Source organism: Allobosea sp. 05T439, from assembly GCF_056396005.1.
Window position 1 is genome coordinate 66,461 of the sequence record NZ_JBFTKP010000014.1, and the last position, 23,240, is coordinate 89,700.

22 protein-coding genes and 1 pseudogene are annotated in these 23,240 nt (G+C 65.6%); 19 read left to right on the forward strand and 4 right to left on the reverse strand.

Annotated features, from left to right (window positions below):
* Window positions 1–67: 67 nt before the first annotated feature.
* Window positions 68–1,837 (forward strand): hybrid sensor histidine kinase/response regulator, encoded by a 1,770-nt coding sequence (locus AC1DIO_RS17765; RefSeq protein ID WP_441506721.1) that lies wholly within the window; start codon window positions 68–70, stop codon window positions 1,835–1,837.
* Between the two features lie 45 nt (window positions 1,838–1,882).
* On the opposite strand, the pseudogene AC1DIO_RS17770 reads toward AC1DIO_RS17765, so the two are convergent.
* Window positions 1,883–2,122 (reverse strand): annotated as a pseudogene (locus tag AC1DIO_RS17770) (EmrB/QacA family drug resistance transporter); the annotation flags it as partial.
* Window positions 2,123–2,426: 304 nt separating this feature from the next.
* Between AC1DIO_RS17770 and AC1DIO_RS17775 the strand changes: the two are divergent.
* The 12 genes from AC1DIO_RS17775 to dhaK all read left to right on the forward strand — a co-directional run bounded on the left by AC1DIO_RS17775 (window position 2,427) and on the right by dhaK (window position 12,510).
* Window positions 2,427–3,734, forward strand: coding sequence for an ABC transporter substrate-binding protein (locus AC1DIO_RS17775; protein WP_476853817.1), 1,308 nt, complete (start codon window positions 2,427–2,429; stop codon window positions 3,732–3,734).
* Window positions 3,735–3,870: 136 nt separating this feature from the next.
* The gene (locus AC1DIO_RS17780) at window positions 3,871–4,791 is read left to right on the forward strand and encodes a carbohydrate ABC transporter permease (protein WP_441491361.1); all 921 of its coding nucleotides are present in this window, start codon (window positions 3,871–3,873) and stop codon (window positions 4,789–4,791) included.
* Window positions 4,788–5,756, forward strand: coding sequence for a carbohydrate ABC transporter permease (locus AC1DIO_RS17785; protein WP_441491142.1), 969 nt, complete (start codon window positions 4,788–4,790; stop codon window positions 5,754–5,756). Before AC1DIO_RS17780 ends, AC1DIO_RS17785 begins: the two co-directional genes overlap by 4 nt.
* 8 nt (window positions 5,757–5,764) lie before the next feature.
* Window positions 5,765–5,989 carry a hypothetical protein gene (locus AC1DIO_RS17790; protein WP_441491143.1) on the forward strand — a complete coding sequence of 75 codons (225 nt, stop codon included), beginning with the start codon at window positions 5,765–5,767 and terminating at the stop codon, window positions 5,987–5,989.
* Window positions 5,990–5,992: 3 nt separating this feature from the next.
* The gene (locus AC1DIO_RS17795) at window positions 5,993–7,114 is read left to right on the forward strand and encodes an ABC transporter ATP-binding protein (protein ID WP_441491144.1); all 1,122 of its coding nucleotides are present in this window, start codon (window positions 5,993–5,995) and stop codon (window positions 7,112–7,114) included.
* The gene (locus AC1DIO_RS17800; RefSeq protein WP_476853766.1) at window positions 7,107–8,120 is read left to right on the forward strand and encodes an ABC transporter ATP-binding protein; all 1,014 of its coding nucleotides are present in this window, start codon (window positions 7,107–7,109) and stop codon (window positions 8,118–8,120) included. The genes AC1DIO_RS17795 and AC1DIO_RS17800 overlap by 8 nt, the downstream gene beginning before the upstream one ends.
* A 3-nt stretch (window positions 8,121–8,123) precedes the next feature.
* Window positions 8,124–8,726, forward strand: coding sequence for a dihydroxyacetone kinase subunit DhaL (gene dhaL / locus AC1DIO_RS17805; RefSeq protein ID WP_441491146.1), 603 nt, complete (start codon window positions 8,124–8,126; stop codon window positions 8,724–8,726).
* 4 nt (window positions 8,727–8,730) lie between these two features.
* On the forward strand, window positions 8,731–9,129 hold the full coding sequence (dhaM, locus tag AC1DIO_RS17810; protein WP_441491147.1) for a dihydroxyacetone kinase phosphoryl donor subunit DhaM: 399 nt from the start codon (window positions 8,731–8,733) through the stop codon (window positions 9,127–9,129).
* A 53-nt stretch (window positions 9,130–9,182) separates the two neighbouring features.
* Window positions 9,183–9,461 (forward strand): HPr family phosphocarrier protein, encoded by a 279-nt coding sequence (locus AC1DIO_RS17815; protein ID WP_441491362.1) that lies wholly within the window; start codon window positions 9,183–9,185, stop codon window positions 9,459–9,461.
* A gap of 6 nt (window positions 9,462–9,467) precedes the next feature.
* A complete protein-coding gene (locus tag AC1DIO_RS17820; RefSeq protein ID WP_476853767.1) occupies window positions 9,468–11,072 on the forward strand; it encodes a phosphoenolpyruvate--protein phosphotransferase in 1,605 nt (534 codons plus the stop codon).
* Complete coding sequence (locus tag AC1DIO_RS17825) at window positions 11,069–11,527, forward strand: hypothetical protein (RefSeq protein WP_476853768.1); 459 nt, start codon at window positions 11,069–11,071, stop codon at window positions 11,525–11,527. The genes AC1DIO_RS17820 and AC1DIO_RS17825 overlap by 4 nt, the downstream gene beginning before the upstream one ends.
* Window positions 11,524–12,510, forward strand: coding sequence for a dihydroxyacetone kinase subunit DhaK (dhaK, locus tag AC1DIO_RS17830; RefSeq protein ID WP_476853769.1), 987 nt, complete (start codon window positions 11,524–11,526; stop codon window positions 12,508–12,510). The genes AC1DIO_RS17825 and dhaK overlap by 4 nt, the downstream gene beginning before the upstream one ends.
* A 91-nt stretch (window positions 12,511–12,601) precedes the next feature.
* Here dhaK and AC1DIO_RS17835 read toward each other — a convergent pair whose 3' ends face one another.
* Window positions 12,602–13,870, reverse strand: a complete 1,269-nt coding sequence (locus AC1DIO_RS17835) for a Gfo/Idh/MocA family protein (protein WP_441506725.1) — start codon at window positions 13,868–13,870, stop codon at window positions 12,602–12,604.
* Window positions 13,871–13,956: 86 nt separating this feature from the next.
* Window positions 13,957–14,697, reverse strand: coding sequence for a GntR family transcriptional regulator (locus AC1DIO_RS17840; RefSeq protein WP_441506726.1), 741 nt, complete (start codon window positions 14,695–14,697; stop codon window positions 13,957–13,959).
* A gap of 415 nt (window positions 14,698–15,112) precedes the next feature.
* Here AC1DIO_RS17840 and AC1DIO_RS17845 point away from each other — a divergent pair, with 415 nt between their 5' ends.
* From AC1DIO_RS17845 to AC1DIO_RS17870, 6 genes are all read left to right on the forward strand, one after another.
* Window positions 15,113–16,399, forward strand: coding sequence for an ABC transporter substrate-binding protein (locus tag AC1DIO_RS17845; RefSeq protein ID WP_441506727.1), 1,287 nt, complete (start codon window positions 15,113–15,115; stop codon window positions 16,397–16,399).
* Between the two features lie 100 nt (window positions 16,400–16,499).
* Window positions 16,500–17,348, forward strand: a complete 849-nt coding sequence (locus tag AC1DIO_RS17850) for a carbohydrate ABC transporter permease (protein WP_244523698.1) — start codon at window positions 16,500–16,502, stop codon at window positions 17,346–17,348.
* Window positions 17,341–18,219, forward strand: coding sequence for a carbohydrate ABC transporter permease (locus tag AC1DIO_RS17855; RefSeq protein ID WP_476853770.1), 879 nt, complete (start codon window positions 17,341–17,343; stop codon window positions 18,217–18,219). The genes AC1DIO_RS17850 and AC1DIO_RS17855 overlap by 8 nt, the downstream gene beginning before the upstream one ends.
* Before the next feature lie 11 nt (window positions 18,220–18,230).
* On the forward strand, window positions 18,231–19,271 hold the full coding sequence (locus AC1DIO_RS17860; RefSeq protein WP_441491155.1) for a Gfo/Idh/MocA family protein: 1,041 nt from the start codon (window positions 18,231–18,233) through the stop codon (window positions 19,269–19,271).
* Window positions 19,271–20,347, forward strand: a complete 1,077-nt coding sequence (locus AC1DIO_RS17865) for a Gfo/Idh/MocA family protein (protein ID WP_476776164.1) — start codon at window positions 19,271–19,273, stop codon at window positions 20,345–20,347. The genes AC1DIO_RS17860 and AC1DIO_RS17865 overlap by 1 nt, the downstream gene beginning before the upstream one ends.
* Before the next feature lie 78 nt (window positions 20,348–20,425).
* On the forward strand, window positions 20,426–21,502 hold the full coding sequence (locus AC1DIO_RS17870; protein ID WP_476853771.1) for an ABC transporter ATP-binding protein: 1,077 nt from the start codon (window positions 20,426–20,428) through the stop codon (window positions 21,500–21,502).
* A gap of 85 nt (window positions 21,503–21,587) precedes the next feature.
* Here the strand turns inward: AC1DIO_RS17870 and AC1DIO_RS17875 are convergent, their stop codons facing one another.
* Complete coding sequence (locus AC1DIO_RS17875) at window positions 21,588–23,186, reverse strand: MDR family MFS transporter (RefSeq protein WP_476853772.1); 1,599 nt, start codon at window positions 23,184–23,186, stop codon at window positions 21,588–21,590.
* Window positions 23,187–23,240: the final 54 nt, after the last annotated feature.

The following is a 23,240-nucleotide window of genomic DNA, read 5'->3' on the forward strand; positions in this document are numbered from 1 at the left end:
ACTGGCTACGGGCCCTGCGGCATCACCCCTGCGCGGTGAGCGCTTGCCGGCGCAGGAAGGAGCAATCATGCGGGCCCCGGCGCTGACGCCTGACACCAGCACCCATCTGCGTGCGGCTCTGGTCGAACTCCTCTATCGCCAGTCCGGCTCGATCCTGCTCGCCAATCTCGTGATCCCCTGGCCCGTCGCCTATGTGATGCGCGAGGTGGTGCCGGTCGGCCTGCTGATCGGCTGGATCGGCGCGACCTATCTCCTCACCGGAGCCCGCCTGCTGCTGTCGCGGCGCTATTTCGCCCGGGCTGACGGCGAGGCCGAGGCGACGAACTGGGCCCGACGTTTCACGGTCCTGTCGATCCTGTCGAGCCTGCTCTGGGGAGCGCTCGGCTGGTTCGGCTTCGAACCGACCCAGCCGCATCTGATCGCCTTCGTCTGCATCGTGCTGACCGGCTTGTCGGGCGGAGCGGTGCCGTCCCTCTCGGCCTATCCGCCGGCCTATATCGGCCTGCTGATCGCCATGCACCTGCCTTTCGCCCTGCGCTGTCTCATGCAGGAAGGGTCGATCTATTCGGTCTATGCCCTGTTCCAGCTCTTCCTGATCGGGGCCTATCTCTTTTGCTGCCGGGTCACCTACCGCACCCTGAAGGAGACCGTCGCCCTGCGCTTCGAGAATCTGGCGCTGGTGCGCGGGCTCGAGCGCGAGCGGGACCGCGCCACGGCTGCCGACAAGGCCAAGACGCGTTTCCTCGCGGCGGCGAGCCACGACCTGCGGCAGCCGGTCCACGCGCTCGCCTTGTTTGCGGCGACGCTCGGAACGCTCGCCCGGCGCGGCGCTGTCGGAAGCCATGAAGCCAGTGGGATCGCCGACAAGCTGGACGCGGCCATTGGCTCGCTCGGCGGGCTGCTGAACGGCCTCATCGACGTTTCGCAACTCGATGCCGGCCTCGTTCCGGTGCGACGGCAGCCGGTTCATCTCGGCAGGATGCTGGCGGACCTGCAGGAGGTCTTCGCACCCCAGGCGCGCCAGCGCGGCATCGATCTGCGCGCGGTGCCGGGCGATGCCTGGGGCGATAGCGATCCGGAACTGCTCAGGCGCATCCTCGACAATCTCCTGTCGAACGCGCTCCGCCACGCCCCCGACAGCCGCGTGCTGATCGGCAGTCGCCGTCGCGGGGAGGCGATCGAGATTCTCGTGGTCGATACCGGGCCGGGCATTCCCCAGGAGCAGCATCAGGCCGTGTTCGAGGAGTTCACCCAGCTCGGCAATCCGGAACGCGACCGCGAGCAGGGACTTGGCCTCGGTCTCGCCATCGTTCGGCGCCTGGGGGCATTGCTCGAGCATCCCATCGGGTTGCGCTCCACAGCCGGCAAGGGCTCGACATTCTCCGTGCGGATTCCGCGGATCGATCCGCCGGCCTCGGGGCTGGCGCCGGCGCGGGCGCAGGCCTTCCCGCCCGGTCTTCGCATCATGGTCCTGGACGATGATCCTCAGGTGCTTGACGCCAATGTCAGCCTGTTGACGGCCTGGGGCCACGAGGCCATCGCCGGGACGGACGTCGAGGAGCTTTGCCGGCGCCATGCCAAGGTGGGCGCAGGCAGGGTGGACCTGATCATCGCGGATTATCGGCTCAAGGCCGGGCTGACCGGCAGCGAGGCCGTCGAACGCCTGGCGGAAAAACTGGGATATCGTGCCCGGGCGCTGATCGTCACCGGCGACACCATGCCGGAGCGGCTGCGGGAGCTGAACGCGACCGGATACCGCGTGCTGCACAAGCCCGTCGCGCCGGACGCCCTGCAGGCGGCGATCCGGCAATCCGGCTCCGGCCACGCGGCCGACTGAAGGCTCTCACCCTGGCCGCAATCGCAACCGGCAGGGCCGAGCCTTTCAATGCGCGGCCGCTGCGCCGCCGCCTGGGCCCTTCCTGGCGAACAGGACCACGATCGCGGCGAGGACCAGCATGATGCCGATGATGGCGAGGCTGTCGCCGAGCACCAGGGCCTGGCGCTTCGCGGTCTTGCCGCGCGCGATGACCGCCTGGCCGATGATGTTGGAGTGGAACTGCTCGCGCCTGATGATGATCGTGCCAAGCACGGCGGCACCGACCGCGCCGCCGAGATTGTCCAGCGCGGCCTCGAATCGGCCATGCCCAACAGTTCACTGAACTTGTGCATCGCAATAAAAACGGTTGCATTGCAATATGTTGTCCGGGGTCGTCGTTGCTTGACATGTTTAGTGATTGAGAGTTCACTAAACAAATCGCTGAACTTGGACGGCTCGTTCCGGGGCGGCGTGAGGAAACATCCCGCGTCGGCTGTGCCCTATCTTGCGGCTGTGCCCTTCGCGGTCGCGCAGGTTCGCCCGTCACCCCAATGACGGCTGGTGACGGCACGCCAAGGGAGGGAAGCACATGACACAATTCAGGACATGGATGCTGGCCGCGACCATTGCCGGGAGCGCGGCACTTGCTGCCCCCGGGGCCCAGGCACAGGGCAAGTCGCTGACGCTCTGCTGGGCGGCCTGGGATCCGGCCAATGCGCTGGTCGAACTCTCCAAGGACTTCACCGCCAAGACCAATATCGCGATGAAGTTCGAGTTCGTGCCCTGGCCGAATTTCGCCGACCGCATGCTCAACGAGCTCAATTCAAAGGGCAAGCTCTGTGACCTGATCATCGGTGACTCGCAGTGGATCGGCGGCTCCGCCGAGAACAAGCACTATGTGAAGCTGAACGATTTCTTCGCCAAGGAAGGCATCAAGATCGACGACTTCATGCCGGCGACAGTCACCGGCTATGCCGAATGGCCGAAGAACACGCCAAACTACTGGGCGTTGCCGGCCATGGGCGATGCGCTCGGCTGGACCTACCGCAAGGACTGGTTCTCCAGGCCCGAGCTGCAGGCCGAATTCAAGGCGAAGTACAACCGCGAGCTCGCGGCGCCGAAGTCCCAGACCGAGCTGAAGCAGATCGCCGAGTTCTTCCAGGGCCGCGACATCGACGGCAAGAAGGTCTATGGCGCGGCCATCTTCACCGAGCGTGGCTCGGAAGGCATCACGATGGGCGTCGCCAACGCGCTCTATCCGTTCGGCTTCAAATATGAGGACCCGAAGAAGCCCTACGCCATGGCCGGCTTCGTCAACTCCGAGGACGCCGTGAAGGGCCTGGAGTTCTACAAGTCCCTGTACAAGTGCTGCACCCCGCCGGGCTACTCCAACGCCTATATGCAGGAGGGTCTGGACGCTTTCAAATCCGGGCAGGCGGCCTTGCAGATGAACTGGTTCGCCTTCTTCCCCGGCCTGTACAAGGATCCGAATGTCGGCGGCGACAAGATCGGCTTCTTCGTCAATCCGCCGGAGAAGGAGAAGGGCTCGCAGCTCGGCGGGCAGGGCCTCTCGGTCGTCGCCTACTCGCCGAACCAGGCCGAGGCGCTGTCCTATGTCAAATGGTTCGCCTCGCTCGATGTGCAGAAGAAGTGGTGGGAGCTCGGCGGCTATACCTGCCACAAGGGCGTGCTGAACGATCCCGGCTTCGCCAAATCTGCGCCCTTCGCGGCCGATTTCCTCGTCGCCATGGGCCAGGTCGTCGATTTCTGGGCCGAGCCCTCCTACGCGCAGCTGATGCAGGCGGAGCAGGCGCRCATCCACGACTATGTCGTGGCGGAGAAGGGCACAGCCAAACAGGCGCTCGACCTGCTGATCCAGGATTGGACCAAGGTCTTCAAGGAAGACGGCAAGTTCTGACGCAAGCGGGGCTTTCCCCCCAGCCGAACCGGGGCTGCGCCTCTCACAGGCGGCGCAGCCAGTTCCCGACCTTGCCTTTGAACGGTGCTGAGTCATGAATGCGAGCGACGTCACCGGCATCAGGAGCGCGGCAGCGATGCGCGCAGCCTATCCCCCGATCGCCCACCGGGTCCGGGGCCTCAGCGACAGGGCGATCGCCTGGATCTTCATCGCGCCGACGATGATCCTCCTGCTCGTGATCAACCTGTTTCCGCTGATCTGGACGATCCAGCTCTCCTTCACCAATTACCGCGCCAATCGCCCCAATGCGCCGCTGCGCAATGTCGGGATCGAGCACTACCAGACGATCCTGTCGGATCCCGAAATCTGGCAGCGCATGCAGGCGACGGCGCATTTCGTGTTCTGGACGATCCTGCTGCAGATGGTCATCGGCTTCGCGCTGGCCTATCTGATCGACCGCAAGTTCCGCGGCCATGGCTTCTGGACCACGCTGATCCTGATCCCGATGATGCTCTCGCCGGCGGTGGTCGGCAATTTCTGGACCTTCCTGTACCAGCCGCAGATCGGCCTGTTCAATTACGTGGTCTCGTTCTTCTCCGGCATTCCGCCGTCCTCCTTCCAGATGCTCGGCGATGTGACCCTGAGTCCCTGGGCGATCATCATCGTCGATACCTGGATGTGGACGCCCTACGTGATGCTGATCTGCCTCGCAGGCCTGCGCTCTATCCCGGACTACATCTACGAGGCAGCGGAGGTCGACCGGGCCAGCAACTGGCGGCAATTCATCTCGATCACGCTGCCGATGTGCCTGCCCTTCATCATGCTGGCCGTACTCTTCCGCGGTATCGAGAACTTCAAGATGTTCGACATGGTCAATCTTCTGACCTCCGGCGGACCGGGCTCGACCACTGAACTCGCCTCGATCACGCTGAAGCGCGCCGCCTTCGAGGCCTGGCGCACCGGCTATTCCTCCGCCTTCGCAATTATCCTGTTCGTCGCCGTGTTCGGGCTGGCGAACATCTATGTGAAGGCGCTGAACAAGGTGAAGGCACGATGAGCGGCGCTCTCTCCACGGCCCATTCCGTCGTCGCGCCGAGCGGTCGCGTCAAGCTGCTGGCCGGCACCATCGTCGCCCTCTACGCGCTGGTGGCGATCGTGCCGCTGCTCTGGATCGGTCTGACCAGCATCAAGACGCCGCCCGATTCGATCTCCTACCCACCCAAGGTCGTGCCCTTCCTGCATTTCGAGCCTTCGATCGAAGGCTATTGCAACCTGTTCAACACGCGCTCGCGCCAGACGGCGGACTACCTTGCCTCGCTCCCGCCTGCGAATTCCGCCTGCGAGGAGATCACCCGTTCGCGCAGCATGGTGGTCGTCGGCCCGTCGAACTACGTGCCGCGCTTCGTCAATTCGCTGATCATCGCCTTCGGCTCGACGCTGCTCTCGGTCGGCCTGGGTACCTGCGCGGCCTATGCCTTCTCGCGTTTCAAGGTGCCGCTGAAGGACGACCTGCTGTTCTTCATCCTGTCGACACGGATGATGCCGCCGATCGCCGTCGCGATCCCGATCTTCCTGATGTATCGCGAACTCGGCCTTTCCGACACGCGGCTGGGAATGATCCTGCTCTACACCTCGGTCAATGTCTCGCTGGCCGTCTGGCTGCTCAAGGGCTTCATCGACGAGATCCCGCGCGAATACGAGGAAGCGGCGATGATCGACGGCTATACGCGGCTGCAGGCCTTCCGCAAGGTCGTGCTGCCTCAGGCCACGACCGGCATCGTCGCGACCGCGATCTTCTGCCTGATCTTCGCCTGGAACGAATATGCCTTCGCCGTTCTGCTTACCTCGGGCACGGCGCAGACCGCGCCGCCCTTTATCCCGATCATCATCGGGGAGGGCGGGCAGGATTGGCCGGCCGTGGCGGCCGGAACGACGCTGTTCCTGATACCGATCCTGGTTTTCACCGTGCTGCTGCGCAAGCACCTCCTGCGCGGCATCACCTTCGGGGCGGTGCGCAAATGAACCTGCAAATGAACCGGCATCTGAGCCATCCCCGGGAGCGCGAAGGCGCGGCCGCGTCGCGCTGGCCGAAGGCGCTGCGACGCGGACCGATGGAAACACTGGCAACGGTGCTGATCTCGGCCGGCGTGCTGATGCTGCTGCAGCCCTTCTCGCTTGCGCTCTACGGCTATTCCTTCGTCACGACCCTGATCGGCGTCGTCATGTTCACCTTCGTCACCAAGTTCCCGGAGTGAGCCATGGCCGAGATCCGGGTCGACAATCTGGTGAAACGGTTCGGCGCCTTCATGGCGGTGCGCGATACCAGCTTCACGGTCGAGGATGGCGATTTCTTCTGCCTGCTGGGTCCGTCGGGCTGTGGCAAGACCACGACATTGCGGATGGTTGCGGGGTTGGAACTGCCATCCTCCGGCAGCATCCAGCTCGACGGCGAGGACGTCACCTTCAAGCGGGCGCGCGAACGCGACATCGCCATGGTGTTCCAGCTCTTTGCGCTCTACCCGCATATGAACGTGCGCAAGAACATCAGTTTTCCGCTGGTCTCGATGGGCGTGCCCAGGGACGAGACGAGACGGCGCGTCGAGGAAGCGGCGCGCGTGCTGCGCATCGAGCATCTGCTCGACAAATCGATATCCGGCCTTTCCGGCGGCGACCGGCAGCGGGTCGCGCTCGGCCGCGCCATCGTGCGCGAGCCGAAGGCCTTCATGATGGACGAGCCATTGGGCGCGCTCGACGCCGAGTTCCGCCATCTGATGTGCGGCGAGCTGCGCGCCCTACACGACCGGCTGAAGGCGACGACGGTTTACGTCACCCACGACCAGCTCGAGGCCATGTCGATGGCCGACAAGATCGCGGTGATGAATGATGGCGTGATCGAGCAGCTCGGCTCGCCGCAGGAGATCTATGACCGGCCGAACTCGATGTTCGTCGGGGATTTCATCGGCTCGCCAGCGATGAACTTCGTTCGTTTCGACGGCGCAGCGATTGCGGGCTCGACCTCGGTCAGCATCGATGCCGCCTCCGTGACCTTGCCGGAACTGCGCGAGAGCCACGCGCCCGGGCCGCTGGCGCTGGGGGTGCGGCCGGAGCAGATCGTCATCGGCGATCCCGGCCGGCAAGGCAGCGCCCTTCCGGGCGAGATCTTCGGCACCGAATATCTCGGCACGACCCAGATCGTGACGGTCGCGACCCCGCGCGGCAAGCTCAAGGCGCGCTTGCCCGCCCATATGCCGGTTGTCGCCGGCGAGCGCGTCAGCCTCTCGTTCAGGCCGGAGCGGCTGTCGCTGTTCGATGCGGCGACGGGGAAGGCGATCCGCTCCGCCTTGCATGAGGCCGGCACGACGAGGCGCACCCATGGCTGAAGTCACGCTGACGCAGGTCTCGAAGCGGTTCGGCGCGGTGCAGGCCGCGAGCGACCTGTCGCTTACCATCGCCGATGGCGAGTTCGTGGTGCTGCTGGGGCCGACAGGCGCTGGCAAGACGACAGTCTTGCGCCTCGTCGCCGGGCTGGAAACCCCGGATGACGGCCGGATCTTCATCGGCGGCGTCGACGTCACCGCGCTGCCGCCGGCGGCGCGCGACGTCACTTTCGTGTTCCAGCAATATTCGCTCTATCCGCATCTGAGCGTCTTCGACAATCTCGCCTTCCCCTTGCGTTCGCCGACACGGCGCACGCCGGAGGACGAGATCCGGCGCGCGGTCGGCCATGTCGCAAAGCTGCTCAGGATCGAGGACAAGCTGCAGAACCGCGCGACACAACTCTCCGGCGGCCAGATGCAGCGCGTCGCGATCGGCCGCGCCCTGGTGCGCAGCCCGTCCATCTACCTGATGGACGAGCCGCTCTCCTCGCTCGATGCCAAGCTGCGCGCGGAATTGCGCATCGAGCTGAAGCATATCCAGCAGGACCTGGGCGCGACCATCCTCTACGTCACGCATGACCAGACCGAAGCGATGACGCTGGCTTCGCGGATCGGCGTGATCAACCAGGGCCGCCTCGTGCAGATCGGCACGCCGCGCAGCATCTATGAGGACCCGGCCGACATCTATGTCGCCACCCGGCTCGGCAGCCCCGGCATCAACCTGCTGCCGCGCGCACTCTTTCCCAATCTGGAGGCGCCGGCGAGCACGACCACGATCGGCGTGCGCACCGAGCATCTCGCCATCGCCAAGGCGGGCAACGGCGCGGTGACGGGCAAGGTCAACTGGATCGAGCGGCTCGGCGACCAGAACCACCTGCATATCGCGGTGAACCAGCAGCAGATCGTCAGCCTGGTCGATCCCGATGAAGGACTGGATGTCAGCGACKAGGTCAGCGTGAGCCTGCTCAGGCCGCTGTTCTTCGATGCCGACGGCCAGAGGGTGAGGTGAACCATGGATGGCGCGCTGAAGAAGAGGCTGATCGAGGCCATGACCGGGGCGATCGTCGGCCATGCCGATGAATTGACGGCGCTCGATCAGGCTATTGGCGACGGTGACCACGGCCTGAACATGAAGCGCGGTTTCGAGGCCGTGCTGGCGGACATGGATCCGATCGCGGCAAAGCCCTTGCCCGACGCCCTGAAGGCTATCGGCACGACATTGGTGATGAAGGTCGGCGGCGCCTCGGGGCCTCTCTACGGCACATTGTTCATGGCGCTGGGCAAGGAGCTGCCGTCAGAGCCGACGGTTGCGGATCTGGCGCGAGCGCTGGCCGCGGCGATCGAGGCCGTGAAGGCACGCGGCAAGTCCGATTTCGGCCAGAAGACCATGCTCGACGTGCTGGCGCCGCTCCAGGTCGCCCTCGCTCAGGGCGGCGCCGATCTCACGAAGCGCCTTCCCGAGGTCGTGAAGGACGCGGCCGAGGCGACGGTTCCGCTCAGGGCCATTCGCGGACGCGCCTCGTTTCTGGGCGAGCGTTCGGTCGGCCATATGGACCCCGGGGCACGCTCATCGGCGCTGCTCGCCACCGCAATCTGCAATACCATCGGAGCCTGAAACCATGCCAGCCAGCAAGAATGTCGGCATCGTCATCGTGTCGCACTCGGCCAAGGTCGCCGAAGGCGCCGCCGACATGGTCCGCCAGATGGTCGGCGACAATGTCCCGCTCGCCGCGGCCGGGGGCAATGCCGAAGGCGGCCTCGGCACCGATGTCGCCGCCATCATGGCAGCGATCGACAAGGCATGGTCGGAGGCGGGCGTCGCCATCCTGGTCGATCTTGGCGGGGCCGAGACCAATAGCGAGATGGCGGTGGAAATGATGCCGGAGGAGCGGCGCGAGCGCATCGTCATCTGTAATGCACCCATTGTGGAAGGCGCCGTGATGGCCGCGACCGAAGCGTCCGGCGGCTCGACGCTGGCAGTCGTGCAGGCGACCGCCGAGGAATTGATGTCGGCATGAACGAGATGTCGGCCAATGCCAGCCAGAGGCAAGGTAGCGAGAGGAATGAAGGGATGCAGGAGGTGACGGCCAGCGCCCTGCTCACCAACAAGATCGGGCTTCATGCCCGGCCCTCGGTGAAGCTTACCCAGACCGCCAAGCGCTTCGGCTCCCGTATCGAGGTGGCCACCAGCGCGGCCGGCCCGTGGACCGATGCCAAGAGCCCGGTGAAGATCATGCGCGTCAAGGCGGCCAAGGGTGAAGTGCTGCATTTCAAGGCCAGCGGCGACGATGCGTCCGCGGCGCTGGCCGCGCTCGTCGATATCGTCGCACGCAAGTTCGACGAGGAGTGAGGCGTGATGGAACGCCGCCTTTCCGGCCTCGCCGCATCGACCGGGATCGCCTTCGGCCCGGCGGTGGTCTTTCGCGCCGTCGGCGAGATGCAGCGCAAGACGGGGCCGGTCGCAAGCGAGCGACAGGCCCTGGCGGATGCGGTTGCCGCCTCCCTCCAGGCGGTCACGGGTTTGGCTGCCAGCCTTCACGGCGAGGCCGCCGATATCGTGGGCTTCCAGGTGGCGCTGCTTGAGGACGATGCCCTGACCGAGGGGGCCTTTGCCGCAATCGAGAGTGGTGTGCCGGCCGACGCGGCCTGGCGCCAGGCGCTGGCGGACGAGATCGCAGGCTATGAGGCGGCCGACGACGCCTATTTCCGCGCCCGCGCCGCAGATCTGGCAGATATCCGGGACCGGGTTCTGCGCCAGCTTTTCGGCTTGCCCGAGCTGACGGATGCGCCGCCCGGCGCCGTCATCCTGGCTCAGGACCTGCCGCCCTCCGCCTTCCTCGGCATCGATTGGTCGCAAGGTGGCGGCATCGTGCTCGGGGCCGGCAGCCCGACCAGCCATGTCGCCATGCTGGCGCGCGGGCGTGGCGTGCCGATGGTGGTCGGCATCGGCTCCGACTGGGAGGCGGTCTCCGGCACGGTCGTCGTCGACGGCATGGCGGGCCTCGTCCTGACCGGACCGTCGCGTGCGAGCATCGACGCGGCGCGGCAGCGGGCAGACGAACTCGGCCAAGTGCGGACCCAGGCGGAAACCCGCAAGCGCGAGCCTGCGCTGACCCGCGACGGGACCCCGATTACCGTGATGGTCAATGTCGCGGGGATGGCCGATGTCGCCGGCTTCCCGGCCGACGCCTGCGACGGCATCGGCCTGACCCGCACGGAGTTTCTGGTCGAGCAGGCGTTGCAGGATGAGGCGCGCCAGTTCGAGGCCTATGCCGGGTTGCTGCACTGGGCGGCCGGCCGGCCGGTGACGATCCGCACGCTCGATGCCGGCGGCGACAAGCCCATCGCCGGCTACACGCTCGATGGCGAGACCAATCCCTTTCTCGGCCTGCGCGGCATCAGGCTGTCGCTGCGCCATCCCGGAATTTTTCGCGTCCAGTTGCGCGCATTGGCCCGGGCGGCGAGCCTCGGCCCGCTCAAGATCATGCTGCCCATGGTGACGGCAGCGCGGGAACTGGAGGAGGCGAGGGGGCTGCTGGACGGCGTTCTCTCGGAACTTGCGGCCGACGGCGTGCCGCATGGCGCGCCCGCACTCGGCATCATGGTCGAGATTCCCGCGGCCGCCGTGGCGGTCGCGAGCTTCGACGCCGCGTTTTTCTCGATCGGCTCGAACGATCTGACGCAATACGCGACTGCTGCCGCGCGCGATGGGGCGKAGGTCGCGGCCTATGCCGATGTTCTGCATCCCGGCGTGCTCGCGATGATCGCGCATGTCGCGCGCCATGGTGTGGAGCAGGGTCGGGAGGTCAGCCTCTGCGGCGACGCGGGAGGCGATCCGCGCGCCATCGCCGCCTTGCTGCGGGCCGGCGTCCGGGCTGTATCGGTCTCTCCCGGGCAGCTGGCGCTGGCAAAGGAAGCGATCCGCGCGGTCGATCTCTCGCAGCCAGGGGCGGACGCATGACAGGCTTGGAAACCCTTGCCAGCGTGCCTTCGCCCTTGGCCGAGTACAAGGCGATCCTGCGCGCGGTCATCGAGAACCGTCCTTCCGGCACACGGCAGCGACTGGCGGAAGCCCTCGGCAAGAACCGCAGCTTCATCTCGCAGATCGTCAACCCGGCCTATGTCACGCCCGTGCCGGTCCAGCATCTGGAGACGATCTTCCATGTCTGCCATTTCGCGCCCCCGGAACGCGAGGCCTTCCTGAATGCTTACCGGGCCGCCCATCCCGGGCGTCTCGAGGTGGTCGACACCGCCCGGCCGATGCGCCGGCTCGTGGTCGAATTGCCGGATTTCGGCAGCGCCGACCTGAATGCCCGGGCCGACCATATCGTGCTGGGGGTCGCGCGCGGCCTGGTCTCGCTGATTCCGRTCGGGGCCGATGACGACGAAGCCGAGATGCGGGGGGAGAGCCCATGAAGAAGCTGATCAACGCGGTCGACAGCATCCTGTCGGAGAGCCTCCAGGGACTTGCCGCCATCCACGGCGATATCCTCATGCTTGGCGAAGAGGAGAAGTTCGTTCKGCGCAAGGCACTGATGCCGGGCAAGGTCGCGCTGATCTCGGGCGGGGGCTCGGGCCATGAACCCCTGCATGCCGGCTTCGTCGGCACCGGCATGCTCGATGCCGCCTGCCCGGGCCAGGTCTTCACCTCTCCGACGCCAGACCAGATGCTTGCGGCCGTCAACGCCGTCGCCACCTCGGCGGGCTCGMTCTTCATCGTCAAGAACTATGAAGGCGACGTGATGAATTTCGAGATGGCCGCCGAGATGGCCGAGACCCCGGTTGCGACGGTCATCACCGATGACGACGTTGCGGTCCCGGCCTCGACCTATTCCACCGGCCGGCGTGGCGTCGCCGGCACGCTGATCGTCGAGAAGATGGTCGGCGCGGCCGCCGAGCAGGGCCGTGATCTGAACGCGCTGAAGTCGCTCGGCGACGAGGTCAACCGGCGCACCCGCTCGATGGGCGTGGCGCTGACCTCCTGCACCGTGCCCGCAGCCGGCAAGCCGACCTTCACACTCGCCGAGGACGAGATGGAGATGGGCGTCGGCATCCACGGCGAACCGGGCCGGCGGCGCGTGAAGCTGGCAACCGCGGATGCCATTGCCGACGAGATGATGGGCGCGATCCTCGACGATCTCTCCCTGAAGAGCGGCACGCCCTGCCTGCTGCTCGTCAACGGCTTCGGCGGGACTCCTGCCATGGAGCTCTATCTGATGGCCAATGCTGCAAGGCGCGTCATGGCGGGGCGGGGTCTCTCGATCGCGCGCGGGTTGGTAGGCTCTTACGTCACCTCATTGGACATGGCGGGCTGTTCGCTGACGGTGACGGCGTTGGACGACAGCCTGATCCAGCTCTGGGACGCGCCCGTCCATACGGCCGCGCTCCGCTGGGGGTAGGCGCCKCACCGCTCCGCATGCCGGCCATCGCTGGGAGGCCCGATGTCCGGTTGCGGCGCACGGCCCGGCAGTCTGCCCAACCTCGCGCGGATCAGATCTGGATGCCGTCCGGCAATCCGCCCAGTTCCTTGAGCGTGATCGGCCGGCCCTGCTTGACGCTGGCCATCGCGGCCGCGCCGCACAGCATCGACATGGCGCCGGCCAGTGCCCCGGCGCGCTGCCCGAGCGGGTCCTTGAGGCCGGGGCGCAACAGCATGTCGCGCAGGCGGTCGTCGCCACCGAAATGGCCGCCGCTGGCATGCGGCACGCGGATGCGCTCGGCCTTGCCGAAATTCCGCATCAGCATGATCTCGTCGTGGTCGGGCACCTCGAAGGCCTGGCGCTCGTACTGGCGGATCTCGATGCGGCCCTTGGTGCCGTTGAAGGCGAGGTGGTGCCCCTCGATCGGCATGAAGGTGTTGAGCGAGTAGGAGGCGATCACGCCGTTCTCGTAGCGCAGCATCGCCGTCATCGTGTCGGGGATGTCGATATCCTCGCGATAGACGCAGCCATCGCGGAAATAGCCATCGACCTCGGCGGGCTCGTCATAGAGCGCCGTCAGCCAGGGGTCCTTGCGGATGTCGAGATAGAAGTCGCATGCGCCAGCATGCGCGCAAGTCTGGCAGCGCTCGCCGCGGAACGGGCCATTGCGGCCGTAATGGCGCTGCGTGCCGAAGGCGGAAACCTCGAGCGCCGTCGAGTCCAGGTACCAGTTCAGCAGGTCGAAATGATGGGTCGACTTGTGCACGAACAGGCTGCCGGAATTCTTCTCATAGGCGTGCCAGCGCCGGAAGTAGTCGGCGCCGTGCTTGGTATCGAGATACCAGTGGAAATCGACCGAGGTGACGGTGCCGATGGCGTTCTCGAGCAGCAGCTGCTTGATCCGGGCGGCAGTCGGCGCGAAGCGATAGTTGAAGGTCACGTCGATCTGCCGTCCGGTGCGGATCTCGGCCTCGAGGATGCGGCGGCATTTCTCCGGCGTCGTGGTCATCGGCTTTTCCGTGATGACCCGGCAACCGGCCTCCAGCGCCTTGATGATGATGTCGTCATGGGTGTCGTCGCGGCTGCAGACGATGACGATCTCGGGCTTTGCCACGGCGAGCATCGTGTCGACATCGGTATAGATCGGCGCATTGGTGCCGATCTCCTGGCGGGCATGGCTGGCGCGTCGTTCGTTGATATCGCAGATCGCGACGAACTCGGTGCAATCGCGCCAGCCGGCGAGGAGCTCGCGCCCCCACATGCCGGCGCCGCGGTGGCCGGTGCCGACCAGGGCCACGCGATGGCGTTCGTCACTCAAGGTCATCGCCGCATCCGTCATGTCTGCATTTCCTCGTCAGTCTCTTGTTTTTTGAAACCCTCCGGATCACCGCGCCGGGCTTGATCGCCGGCTGCAATGACCGGCCGTCAGACGAAATAGTCGGGATGGGCGACGCGCAGCCGGGCCAGGTCGGGGATGACCACGTTGAGATGGGTCTGCATGGCCTCCCGCGCGGCCTCGACGTCATGCCGCGCGATGGCGTCGCGGATGACCTCGTGCTCGCCGATGACCTGGTGCATGCGGCCGGGGACCGGCAGGGTCAGCCGGCGCGCCCGGTTGATCTGGACCTTCACCTGGCGCAGCAGCTTCCAGATGCTGGGATAGCCGGCGATCAGCGCGATCGCCTCGTGGAAGGCTTCGTCCGCCGCGTGGAAGGCGTCCATGTCGCCGATCTCGGCCAGCATCCGCTGGTTCGCCAGCTTGGCGTCGAGCTGGGCGATGTCGGCGACGGTCGCGATCTCGGCCGTGCGCTTGATCGCCGTGTCTTCAAGGGCCAGCCGGATGACCTGCGCCTCGGGGATTGCGCTGAGCGGCACATGCGAGACGAAGGTGCCCGATTGCGGGAAGATGTCGACGAGTCCGTCCTCCGAGAGGCGGATCAGCGCCTCGCGCACCGGCGTCTTGCTGACCCCGAATTGCTGGGTCAGCGCCTTCTCCTGCAGGGGGGTCCCGGGGGCCAGGTGCATGTTGACGATGGCCTCGTAGAGCTCGTCGTAGATCACCGTCGCCGTGGTGACGCGTCGCTGCGGCGGACGAAGGCCGGACTTCGCCGACCGCCCCCGCGGGACGGGCCCCTCCGCCGTTTCATGCTCGCCCTGGCGTTCCATCGCTCTCGCCTGTTCGGCCTGTGCAGCACCGCTCAAGGCGGTTTTGACATACTAGTATCTTAGTGTATCAGTTTATCAAGGCTCAAAGGAAGGCGCTTGGTTGGAACGCCACAAAACCAGCTCGCTACCGCTCGAAGCGCATGCCCGTCCGCGCTCATCCGTCTGTTGGGCATGACGGGGCAGGGTTCGCTGCACTTGCGGGCTGGGATCGGGGCCGCGCTCGTGCAAGCATGGGCGGATACAGCTCGCCGCCTGACACCAGCTCCGACGACTGCAGACGCTTTGATGCCTGAAGTATCTTTGACGCCCGAAGTAGGTTTGACGTCCGAAGACTTCCGCGCGCACCGGCGCGCCAAGAACAATAAGTTCAAACAAAAACAAAATCTGGAAACGCACCAATCGAGGGAGAAAGTCGATGAGCGCCTATTCTGTTAGCCGTCGAGGGTTGCTTGGCGCCGGCGCCGGTATCGCTGCTGCTTCGCTGCTGGGCCTCAAGCCCGCAGCTGCGCAGCAAAAGGACATCAGGGTGTTCTGGTGGGGCTCGCAGGAGCGTGCCGACCGTACCAACCGGGCCGTCGATGCCTACAAGAAGGCGAATGCCGGCATCGAAGCCAAGACCGAGTTCGCCGGCTGGAGCGATTACTGGCCGCGCCTCGCCACACGGGTCGCCGGGCGCAATGCGCCGGATCTGCTCCAGATGGACTACCGGTACATGTTCGAATACGCCCGCCGCGGCGCGATCGTGCCGCTGGACCAGTACATGGGCAACGCGCTGAAGATCGAGGATTTCGGCAAGGCCAATCTCGAATCCTGCAGTGTCGACGGCAAGCTCTTCGGCATCAATCTCGGCGTGAACTCGTCCTGCGCCGTGTTCGATCCGGCTGCCTGGGAGGCGGCTGGCGTCGCGCCACTGGCGTTCGGCAACAGCTGGGACGAGTTCGTCAGCAAATGCGCGGCCTTCGCAAAGGGCAACAAGCGCAAGAAATTCTACGCCACCATGGATGCCAGCGGCCATGAGCCGGGCTTCGAGCTCTGGCTCGTGCAGAACGGCAAGGCGCTCTATGGCGAGGATGGAAAGCTCGCCTTCGACGAAAAGGACGCGGGCAACTGGTTCAAGCTCTGGGCCGAACTGCGCAAATCGGGCGGCTGCGTACCGCCGGATGTCCAGGCCCTCGACAAGTCGACGCTCGACACCTCGACCCTGACGCTCGGCTATGCCGCGACCGCGTTCCCGCATTCCAACCAATTCGTCGGCCTCCAGCAGCTCAACAAGGCCAAGCTCGACATCACCGCCTTCCCGGTCACGGCGGGCGGCAAGCCGGGGCAGTATCTGAAGCCGTCGCAGATGTGGTCGATCGCCTCGGATTCGAAGAACCCCGAGATCGCGGTCAAACTGGCGAACTTCACCGTGGCGGAGGCGGGCGGCGCAAAGATCCTGGGCGTCGAGCGCGGCGTGCCGGCATCCTCCGGAATGCGCGAACTCCTCGGACCGGACCTGGACGAGGTCAGCAAGAAGGTCGTCGATTATATCGGCAAGCTCGGCCCCTACACGGCCAAGCTGCCGCCATCTCCACCCAAGGGTGCCGGCGAAGTCGCCTTCGTCCTGGAGCGGGTCAGCCAGGAAGTCGCCTTCGGTGTCTCACCGGAAGAGGGCGGCAAGAAGTTCGTCACCGAGGCCGCATCGATCCTCAAGCGCGGGTGACGCGATGGTGTCCTTTACCGCAGGTGACGCGGTAGAAAGGCGCCCGGCGAAGCCCGGGCGTCTCAGCCGCTTCTTTTTCGCCGGCAACGGCGCGGGCTACATGTTCCTCGCGCCCTGGCTGATCGGCTTCCTCGGCCTGACCCTCGGCCCGGCGCTGGCCTCGCTCTACTTGTCCTTCACCGACTACGACCTGCTGCAGTCGCCCAAATTCGTCGGCATGGACAACTATGTCCGCATGGCCACGGGGGACGCGAAATTCGCGGCGGCGATGAAGGTGACCTTCATCTATGTCATCCTTTCCGTGCCGCTGAAGCTGATCTTCGCTCTGGCGCTGGCCATGGCATTCAACCGCGGCATCAAGGGCCTGCCATTCTACCGCGCGGTGTTCTATCTGCCGTCGCTGCTGGGCGGTTCGGTCGCGATCGCGGTGCTCTGGCGCCAGCTTTTCGCTGCCGACGGCCTGGTGAACTCGGTGCTCTCGGTCTTCGGCATCGACGGTCCGAGCTGGATCTCCAACCCGAACTACTCGCTCTACACGCTGGTCGTGCTCTCGGTCTGGCAGTTCGGCTCGCCGATGATCATCTTCCTCGCCGGCCTGCGCCAGATTCCGCAGGACATGTACGAGGCGGCGAATATGGACGGCGCCTCGAAGGCGCGGCAGTTCTTCAGGATCACCTTGCCGCTGCTGACGCCGGTGATCTTCTTCAACTTCGTCATCCAGACGATCGACGCGTTCAAGGCCTTCACGCCGTCATTCATCATCTCGGCCGGCACGGGTGGGCCGATCAACTCGACGCTGTTCTACACGCTCTACCTCTATCAGGAGGCCTTCGGCTTCTTCCGCATGGGCTATGCCTCGGCGCTCGCCTGGGTGCTGGTGCTGATCATCGCCGTCTTCACGACCTTCTCGTTCCTGTCGGCGCGCTACTGGGTGCACTATGATGAATGACGCCGCGCATGCCGCCCCGCCCGGCGATACGCCGGAGCGGTCCATCCTCCAATCCGTGCTGATCCACTCGCTGCTGATCGGCGTCTCGTTCCTGATGCTCTATCCGCTGCTCTGGATGGTATCGGGCTCGGTGCGTCCGGCCGACKACATGTTCGGCGGGCAGACCTCGCTGATCCCGTCGCAGGTGACGCTGCAGGCCTACAAGACCGGCTGGTTCGGCCTGCAGGTCAGCTTCGGCACGTTTTTCCTGAACTCGCTGGCCATTTCGGTGCTGGCGACGATCGGCAACGTCATGGCCGCCTCGGTCACGGCCTTTGCCTTCTCGCGGCTCGAGTTCTTCGGCAAGAACTTCTGGTTCGCGTTGATGCTGGGCACGCTGATGCTGCCCTATCACGTGACCCTGATCCCGCAATATGTCCTCTTCCTGAAGATGGACTGGGTGAACACCTGGCTGCCTCTGGTCGTTCCGAAATATTTCGCGGTCGACGCCTTCTTCATCTTTCTGATGGTCCAGTTCTTCCGTGGCCTGCCGCGTGAACTTGACGAGGCGGCGATGATGGATGGCTGCAGCGCCTGGCGGATCTACTGGAAGATCGTGCTGCCGCTCTCGCTGCCGGTTCTGGCAACCGCCGCGATCTTCTCCTTCATCTGGACCTGGGAGGATTTCTTCGGGCCGCTGATCTATCTCGGCGACATTCACAGCTACACCGTGCAGATCGGCCTGCGCTCGCTGATCGACACGAGCGGCACCTCGGACTGGGGAGCGCTGTTTGCGATGTCGGTGCTGTCGCTGATCCCGATCTTCCTGATCTTCCTGTTCTTCCAGCGGTTGCTGATCGAAGGCATCGCCACCACCGGCATGAAGCGCTGAGGATGCCTGCGATGAGAGTGCTGAACTTCGCCGTGATCGGCATCAACCACGACCACATCCATGGTCAGATCGGCGCGCTCCGGCGCACCGGTGCCACCTGCGCCGGCTTCTACGCGGCCGAGGACGATCTCGCGGCCGCGTTCATGGCCAGGTACCCGGAGATCCCGCGTGTCACTGAGGCGGCCCGGCTCTATGAGGACCGGGCGATCGACCTGGTCGTGAGCGCTGCTGTTCCCGCCGACCGCGCCGCGATCGCGATCACCGCGATGCGCCACGGCAAGGACGTGATGCTGGACAAGCCGGGGGTGACCAGTCTGGCCCAGCTGCATGAGGTCAAGGCGGTGCAGGCCGAGACCAGGCGGATCGTCTCGATCATGTATTCTGAGCATTTCGAGGTGGCGGCGACGGTGAGGGCCGGCGAGCTGGTGGCGGCAGGCGCGATCGGCGAGGTCGTCAACCTGATCGGCATGGGCCCGCACCGGCTGCGCAAGCCCGAGCGCCCGGGCTGGTTCTTCGAGCGCGAGCGCTATGGCGGCATCCTGACCGACATCGCCTCGCATCAATGCGAGCAGTTCCTGTTCTTCGCCGCAGCCGACGACGCCGAGATCCTCTCCGCCTCGGTCGGCAACCGCGCCAATGCCGACCGGCCTGGCCTGCAGGATGTCGGCGACATGCACCTGCGCACGCAAAATGGCGTCACCGGCTATATCCGCGTCGACTGGTTCACGCCCGACGGGCTGCCGACCTGGGGCGATGGCAGGCTGACCATCATCGGCACGCAGGGCACGATCGAGCTGCGCAAGTATGTCGACATCGCCGGCCGTCCGGGCAAGGACCATCTTTTCCTCGTCGACCGCAGCGGCATGCAGCATATCGACTGCTCGGCTGTGGAGCTGCCCTATGGCCGCCAGCTCGTAGCCGACGTCTTGGACCGGACCGAGACGGCGATGCCGCAGGCGCGCTGCTTCAAGGCGATGGAGATCGCCCTCAAGGCTCAGCACCTTGCCGAGACCGGCAGGCTGCCGAGCGCATCGTCCCAAGAGGCTGCCTGATGAGTGAAGTGAAATCCGTCGCGGTGGTCGGCTGCAATATCGGCCGCTCGCATATCCTCGAAGGCTATGCGCCACGGCCCGAGCGCTGGCGCCTTGCCGCGGTCTGCGACCTCAATCAGGAGCGGCTCGACAAGGTCGCCGACGAGTTCTCAGTCGAAAGCCGTACGCAGCATTTCGACGAGCTGCTCGGCCGCGACGATATCGACGTCATCGATATCGCGACCCCGCCGGCGACCCATCTCGAGCTCGTTACGAGGGCGCTCGCCGCCGGCAAGCATGTCGTCTGCGAAAAGCCGCTGGTCGGTTCGCTCTTCGACGCCGACCGCCTGCTTACGGCGGAGGCGCAGAGCGGGCGCATCCTGATGCCGGTCTTCCAGTACCGCTATGGCGACGGGGTGCAGAAGGCCAAGCGCATCATCGATTCCGGCATCGCCGGCACACCCTATCTCGGCACGGTCGAGACCCATTGGAAGCGCACGGCCGCCTATTACGACGTGCCATGGCGCGGTAAATGGGAGACCGAGCTCGGCGGCGTGCTGATGACCCACGCCATCCATATCCACGACATGCTGACCTATCTTATGGGGCCGGTGGCGAAGCTGTTCGCCCGCGCCGTGACGCGGGTCAACGCGATCGAGGTCGAGGATTGCGTCGCCGCCTCGCTGGAGATGCAGAGCGGCGCCCTGGTCGCGGCCAGCGCGACGCTGGGCGCGCAAAACGAGATCAGCCGCTTCCGGCTCTGCTTCGAGAACGTGACCTTCGAGAGCGGCGGCGGCTGCTATTCGCCCGGCGACGATCCCTGGACGGTCCTGCCGGCGAATGACGCCGTGGCGGCCCGGATCGAGGGGCTGCTGGCCGACTACCAGCCGGTCGGACGGCGCTTCCTCGGCCAGATGGATGCGTTCCACGAGGCCTTGAACGGGCGGGCGCCGGTTCCGGTGACGATCGCCGATGCGCGCCGGGCGCTGGAACTGGCGACGGCCTTCTACCAGTCGGCGCAGACCGGCGCGGATGTCTCACTGCCGATCGGGCCGGATCACCCGAAATACACGAGCTGGCGCCCGAACGGGCACTGAACCGGGACAAGAACACCAGGACCGATCGCTGTCACACGGCCGGAACGGCGGGGCGATCGGCAAGATGGGGAGGACGAGATGGCGACGAGCATCAAGCTCAACAAGGTGGTGAAGCGCTACGGCGCAGTCGAGGTCATCCACGGCATCGACCTTGCGATCGATCCGGGCGAGTTCGTCGTCTTCGTCGGTCCCTCGGGATGCGGCAAGTCGACCTTGCTGCGGATGATCGCCGGGCTGGAGAAGATCACCGGCGGCGACCTCCTGATCGACGGTGAGCGCATGAACGATGTCCCGGCCTCGCAGCGCGGCATCTCCATGGTGTTCCAGTCCTATGCGCTCTACCCGCACATGACCGTCTACAAGAACCTGGCCTTTGGCCTGGAGACGGCCGGCTACAGGAAGGCCGAGATCGACGAGCGCGTGCAGCGTGTCGCCAGGATCCTGAAGATCGAGAGCTATCTGCAGCGCCGTCCCCGCGCCCTGTCCGGCGGCCAGCGCCAGCGCGTCGCCATCGGCCGGGCGATCGTGCGCGAGCCCAAGATCTTCCTGTTCGACGAGCCGCTTTCCAATCTCGACGCCGAGCTGCGCGTGCAGATGCGTGTCGAGATCGCCAAGCTGCACCAGGACCTCGGCAACACGATGATCTACGTCACCCATGACCAGGTCGAGGCCATGACCATGGCCGACAAGATCGTGGTGCTGCGCGACGGCATCGTGATGCAGGCCGGCGCGCCGCTCGAACTCTATAACCGGCCGGCCAACCAGTTCGTCGCCGGTTTCATCGGCTCGCCGAAGATGAACTTCCTGGCGGCGCGCGCCAGCGCTGCGGCCAACATGATCGAGGTCGCCGGCCGCAATGTCTCCCTCGATGCGGCTTTGGCCGTGCGCCAGGACGAGCCGCTGACCTTCGGCGTCCGCCCCGAGCATATCGCGGTCGGCGGCGAGGCGGGCGAAGTGCTCGGAGAGGTCAAGGTCCAGCTCGTCGAGCATCTCGGCGGCGGGACCGTGCTTTACGCCACCACGGCGGGAGGCGAGAATCTGACGATCTCGGCCGCCGGGCAATTGCGGGTCCGGCACGGCGAGAACGTGCCGCTGCGCATCGACCCGTCGATCTGCCACGTCTTCGACAGCCAGGGCATGGCACTGCGCAGCTGAGCGAGGCGGCCGAGCCCGAGCTTCACACGCGCCGAGGACGAGAGGGAGATGGGCGTCGGCATCCACTGCTTCGGGGCAGGGCGTTTCAATGCGCGGCCGCTGCACCGCCGCCTTGGCCCTTCCTGGCGAACAGGACCACGATCGCGGCGAGGACCAGGATGATGCCGATGACGGCGAAGGTGTCGCTGAAGCCGAGCACCAGGGCCTGGCGCTTGACCGTCTTGCCGAGCGCGATGATCGCCTGCTGCTGCGCCGCCGCATGGTCGGAGATGCCATGCGCCATGAAGTAGTTCGTCATCTGGTCGAGGCGGGTGCGGACCTCCTCGCGGAAGGGCGTGACCGCCTGGCCGATAATGTTGGAGTGGAACTGCTCGCGTTTGGTGATGATCGTGCCGAGCACCGCGGTGCCGACCGCGCCACCGAGATTGCGCAGCATGTTGAACAAGCCCGACGCATTGGCGGCGTCCTTCGGCTGGATGCTCATCATCGCGATCGCCGTCAGCGGCGTGATCACCATGGACTGGCCGACGGCGCGCACGACATTGGGCCAGAACAGCTGGTCGCCGGAATAGTCGAGCGACATGTGGATGTTCATGAAGCAGGAGGCCGCAAACAGCGAGATGCCGACGAAGGTGATGTAGCGCACGTCGAAACGCTTCATCAGCATCGGGACGAGCGGGATCAGCAGGAGCTGCGGCAGGCCGGTCCAGGCCAGCACCTTGCCGATCTGCTCGGCATTATAGCCCTGCACCTGGCCGAGATATTGCGGCAGCACATAGACCGAGCCGAACAGGCCGAAGCCGACGAGGACATTGGCGATCGTGCCGACGGTGAAATTGCGGTTCTTCAGCAAGGAGAGGTCGACGAGGGGCTTCTTCACCCGGAGCTCGATCCAGATGAAGGCCGCCAGGAACACGACCGCGATCGCGGTGAGGCGGATGATGAAACTCGACTGGAACCAGTCCTCCTTGTTGCCTTCCTCGAGCAGGGTCTGCAGCGCCGACAGGCCGATCGCCATCGTGGCGATGCCCGCCCAGTCGCCTTCGCGCAATAGCCCGAGCTGCATGGGCTGGTTTTCCAGCGTGAAGGCGAGGGCGAACACCATCGCGATGCTCGGGATGGTGTTGATGAAGAAGATGGTCTGCCAGCCGTAATTCTCGGTCAGGTAGCCGCCGATGGTCGGGCCGATGGCGGGCGCGAAGGTCACGGCCAGCGCGAACATCGCCAGGCCCATCGGCTGCTGCGACTTCGGCAGGCGCGTCACCACCATGGTGAAGGCCATGGGGATCAGGACGCCGCCGGCAAAACCCTGCAGTCCGCGCAGCGCGATCATCTGGCCAAGTGTGGTGGCGAAGGCGCAGGCCATGGAGAACAGCGCGAAGGCGACCGTGCTCCAGATCATGTAGCGCTTGAACGAGAACACCCGGCTGAGAAAGCTCGTCAGCGGGATGACGATGATCTCGCCGATCAGATAGGAGGTCGAGATCCAGGCGCCGTTGTCGACGCCGGTCCCGATGCCGCCCTCGATGTCGAGCAGCGAGGCATTGGTGATCTGTATGTTGAGGATCGCCATGAAGGCGCCGATCGCGCCGGCGATGATCGCGATCCAGGTGGAGAGGCTGGCCTTGTCCTGCGCGGGAAGAGCCTGCGGGGGGAGGGCGGCAGTCRGCGTTTGGTTCGGCATKACCCAGCTCCTTGCAAGCCAGGCGCGCGTCCCGGAAGCATGCTCCGCAAGACC

Bases quoted from the DNA above. Each gene is read 5' to 3' on its own strand.
- AC1DIO_RS17765 (WP_441506721.1), top strand. From the start codon at position 68: ATGCGGGCCCCGGCGCTGACGCCTGACACCAGCACCCATCTGCGTGCG.
- AC1DIO_RS17780 (WP_441491361.1), top strand. From the start codon at position 3,871: ATGCGCGCAGCCTATCCCCCGATCGCCCACCGGGTCCGGGGCCTCAGC.
- AC1DIO_RS17785 (WP_441491142.1), top strand. From the start codon at position 4,788: ATGAGCGGCGCTCTCTCCACGGCCCATTCCGTCGTCGCGCCGAGCGGT.
- AC1DIO_RS17790 (WP_441491143.1), top strand. From the start codon at position 5,765: ATGAACCGGCATCTGAGCCATCCCCGGGAGCGCGAAGGCGCGGCCGCG.
- AC1DIO_RS17795 (WP_441491144.1), top strand. From the start codon at position 5,993: ATGGCCGAGATCCGGGTCGACAATCTGGTGAAACGGTTCGGCGCCTTC.
- dhaL (WP_441491146.1), top strand. From the start codon at position 8,124: ATGGATGGCGCGCTGAAGAAGAGGCTGATCGAGGCCATGACCGGGGCG.
- dhaM (WP_441491147.1), top strand. From the start codon at position 8,731: ATGCCAGCCAGCAAGAATGTCGGCATCGTCATCGTGTCGCACTCGGCC.
- AC1DIO_RS17815 (WP_441491362.1), top strand. From the start codon at position 9,183: ATGCAGGAGGTGACGGCCAGCGCCCTGCTCACCAACAAGATCGGGCTT.
- AC1DIO_RS17835 (WP_441506725.1), bottom strand. From the start codon at position 13,870: ATGACGGATGCGGCGATGACCTTGAGTGACGAACGCCATCGCGTGGCC.
- AC1DIO_RS17840 (WP_441506726.1), bottom strand. From the start codon at position 14,697: ATGGAACGCCAGGGCGAGCATGAAACGGCGGAGGGGCCCGTCCCGCGG.
- AC1DIO_RS17845 (WP_441506727.1), top strand. From the start codon at position 15,113: ATGAGCGCCTATTCTGTTAGCCGTCGAGGGTTGCTTGGCGCCGGCGCC.
- AC1DIO_RS17850 (WP_244523698.1), top strand. From the start codon at position 16,500: ATGTTCCTCGCGCCCTGGCTGATCGGCTTCCTCGGCCTGACCCTCGGC.
- AC1DIO_RS17860 (WP_441491155.1), top strand. From the start codon at position 18,231: ATGAGAGTGCTGAACTTCGCCGTGATCGGCATCAACCACGACCACATC.
- AC1DIO_RS17865 (WP_476776164.1), top strand. From the start codon at position 19,271: ATGAGTGAAGTGAAATCCGTCGCGGTGGTCGGCTGCAATATCGGCCGC.
- AC1DIO_RS17870 (WP_476853771.1), top strand. From the start codon at position 20,426: ATGGCGACGAGCATCAAGCTCAACAAGGTGGTGAAGCGCTACGGCGCA.